The sequence below is a fragment of the Coleofasciculus sp. genome (genome assembly GCF_046539235.1).
Classification (GTDB): domain Bacteria; phylum Cyanobacteriota; class Cyanobacteriia; order Cyanobacteriales; family Coleofasciculaceae; genus Coleofasciculus.
Map to the genome: position 1 here is coordinate 1 of NZ_JBKHHI010000595.1, position 2,834 is coordinate 2,834.

Consider the following 2,834-nt stretch of genomic DNA (forward strand, 5'->3'; position numbering starts at 1 on the left):
GCAACTGACGCGGTTGAAGACCTCTATAGTTCAGCCTTTTTGCTGGGTGACTCACCTTTCGACTTGGTTTACCTAGACATTGTGTGGGTATCCAAATTTGCCGCCGCCGGATGGTTAATGCCCTTATCTGACAGAATTACTGAAGATGAATTATCAAAGTTTCTGCAAGGGGATGTTAATGGTGGGCGCTACAACGGTGAATTGTATCGGATGCCCTTCCGTTCCGACGGCGGTATGCTATACTACCGTACTGATTTATTAGAGCAAGGTGGATACGAACCTCCCGAAACCTTTAACGAACTCATGCAAATTTCCCAAGCCCTGCAACAACAAACAGGAGTTGAATGGGGTTATATCTGGCAAGGGAAGCAGTATGAAGGCTTATCTGCCATGTTTATAGAAATCCTGGAAGGATTTGGTGGCTTTTGGGTGAATCCAGACACGTTGGCAGTTGGACTTGATCAACCCGAGGCAATCGAAGCCGTCAATTTTTTACTCAATACTATAGAAGAAGGCATTTCTCCCCCCGGCGTCACCACTTATACCGAAGAAGAAACCCGCCTCTTGTTTCAGAATGGTAAGACGGTTTTCTTACGCAACTGGCCCTACGTTTATGATTTGGCATCCCAGCCAGAGGAGTCTGATATTGCTGGTGAATTTGCGATAAAGCCGATGGTACATCAACCAAGTCATAGCAGTGGTGCTTGCCAAGGGGGATGGGGACTGGGTATTTCTAAATTGACCAAACATCCCGACGAAGCCTGGAAGGTGATTGAATTCTTCAACCGTCCGGATGTACAAAAACGCTTCAGCCTAGCAACAGGCTATGCCCCCGCTCTAAAATCACTCTATACCGATTCCGAACTGGTGGCTAAATATAGTTACTTTCCCCAATTACTAGAAGTTCTGGAAAAGGCTGTTCTCCGTCCACCCATCGCCCAATATGCTCAAACCTCAGATATTTTACAGCGCTATCTCAGTGCGGCGATTACCAAAACCATGACTCCAGAACAAGCGATGAACAGGGCAGCCCAAGAGACTCGTAGACTCTTGGGAGATTAATGTGAAGCCGCCAATCTAACTGCTTGTTGCGAGTAAATAAAGTCACTATGAAACAAAGTTCAATTCGGCAAAAAGAGATACGGACGGGTTGGTTACTCACCCTACTAGCAATCCTAATCTTAGTAATGGTGTTTGCCTATCCCATTGGACGGGCGTTTTGGTTAAGTTTATTCAGTCAAAATCTAGGGACTGAATTGCAGGCAGAGTTTACTGGCTTAGACAATTATGCACGGCTAGTGGGTGATGGGCGCTTTTGGCAAAGCATCTGGCAAACAACAGTCTTTACCCTGTCCTCGATTCTGATTGAATTGGTATTGGGAATGGGAATTGCCTTGGTGCTGAATCGAGGCTTTTTTGGGCGAGGTTTAGTTCGCACCGCCGCCCTGATTCCTTGGGCTTTACCAACAGCAGTCATGGGGCTAGCATGGGCGTGGATTTTTAATGATCAGTTTGGCGTTGCTAATGATATTTTGCGATTCTTGCCCGCGGCTGAACCAATTACCTGGTTAGGTGAACCCATTCCGGCAATGATCGCATTAATTGCGGCTGATGTCTGGAAAACAACGCCCTTTTTTGCGATTATTCTGCTGGCAGGATTGCAATCAATTTCTGAGGATCTGTATGAAGCCCATGCGATTGACGGGGCGTCTCCGGTACAAAGTTTTGTGCAAATTACATTACCTCTGCTGACACCACAAATTTTGATTGCCCTCTTGTTCCGATTTGCTCAAGCCTTTGGGATTTTTGACCTAGTGCTGGTGATGACGGGAGGGGGTCCAGCCAATGCTACGGAAATGATCTCACTCTATATTTACGACACAGTGAGAAGCTATCTGGATTTTGGTTACGGTGCGGCTTTGGTCGTCGTAACCTTTCTTTTGCTAATTATCGCCGTGGCGATTGTTGGCTTTTTGCTATCAAAAACCCGGCTTAATGTTTTAGGAGACCAATAGATTAACCATGGCAATCGCTCAAGAATCATCGTCACCCAAAAAGTCGAAAATTAATACAAAGCAAATTATGCTCTGGGTTGGGGTTGTATTAACCTTGATCTTTTGCCTCGCACCAGCCCTTTGGCAAGTGCTTACCTCCTTCAAGGTGAATGAAGCGATTTCGACAATTCCTAATGTTTACTTCCCTGCACCGGATCAACTCACCTGGACTCATTATTCTCAGATATTTGACCGTTATCCCTTTTGGCGTTATATCTTCAATAGTGCCTTTGTTTCATTAACCTCCACATTATTGTGTTTAGTCGCTGGAGCGCCTGCGGCTTATGCCTTAGCACGGTTACGAATTCCCGGAGAGCGAATTGTTTTAGCCTGCGTCCTCATCGTCAGTCTCTTCCCTTACGTGCTACTGTTTCTGGGACTGCTAGAGGTAGTGAAACTGTTAGGGTTAGGGAATAACTACATCTCGCTGATTGTTCCCTATACCGGGATCAACTTACCACTGACAATTTTGGTGTTGCGAAGTTTCTTTCAACAGCTTCCCAAGGATTTAGAAGATTCTGCCCAGGTTGATGGATATAATATCGTGCAAATGCTGCTGAAAATTGTTCTGCCGATGACAATTCCCGCCTTGGTAACGACGGGAATCCTAACGTTTATCTTTGCTTGGAATGAGTTTATCTTTGCCTTAACCTTTATTACGCAAGATGAAATGAAAACCATTCCAGTGGCAGTGGCTCAAATTGGCGGAACTTCTGTATTTGAGATTCCTCATGGTCCGATCGCGGCAGCCACAGTCGCGGGAACGATCCCCTTGATTGT

Annotated in this window: 3 protein-coding genes; all 3 read left to right on the plus strand. The window is 45.8% G+C overall.

The genetic code is table 11. The annotated features are described in order from the left end of the window. Positions 1–1,062, plus strand: a 1,062-nt coding sequence (locus ACLFWI_RS29020; protein WP_446415815.1) for an ABC transporter substrate-binding protein, incomplete at its 5' end; no start/stop codon positions are given. A gap of 47 nt (positions 1,063–1,109) precedes the next feature. Further along, complete coding sequence (locus tag ACLFWI_RS29025) at positions 1,110–2,015, plus strand: carbohydrate ABC transporter permease (protein WP_446409363.1); 906 nt, start codon at positions 1,110–1,112, stop codon at positions 2,013–2,015. Positions 2,016–2,022: 7 nt separating this feature from the next. After that, the coding region (locus ACLFWI_RS29030) for a carbohydrate ABC transporter permease (protein WP_446415816.1) at positions 2,023–2,834 on the plus strand (812 nt) is incomplete at its 3' end.

Coding starts and splice junctions, on each gene's coding strand:
- ACLFWI_RS29025 (WP_446409363.1), top strand. CDS start 1,110: ATGAAACAAAGTTCAATTCGGCAAAAAGAGATACGGACGGGTTGGTTA.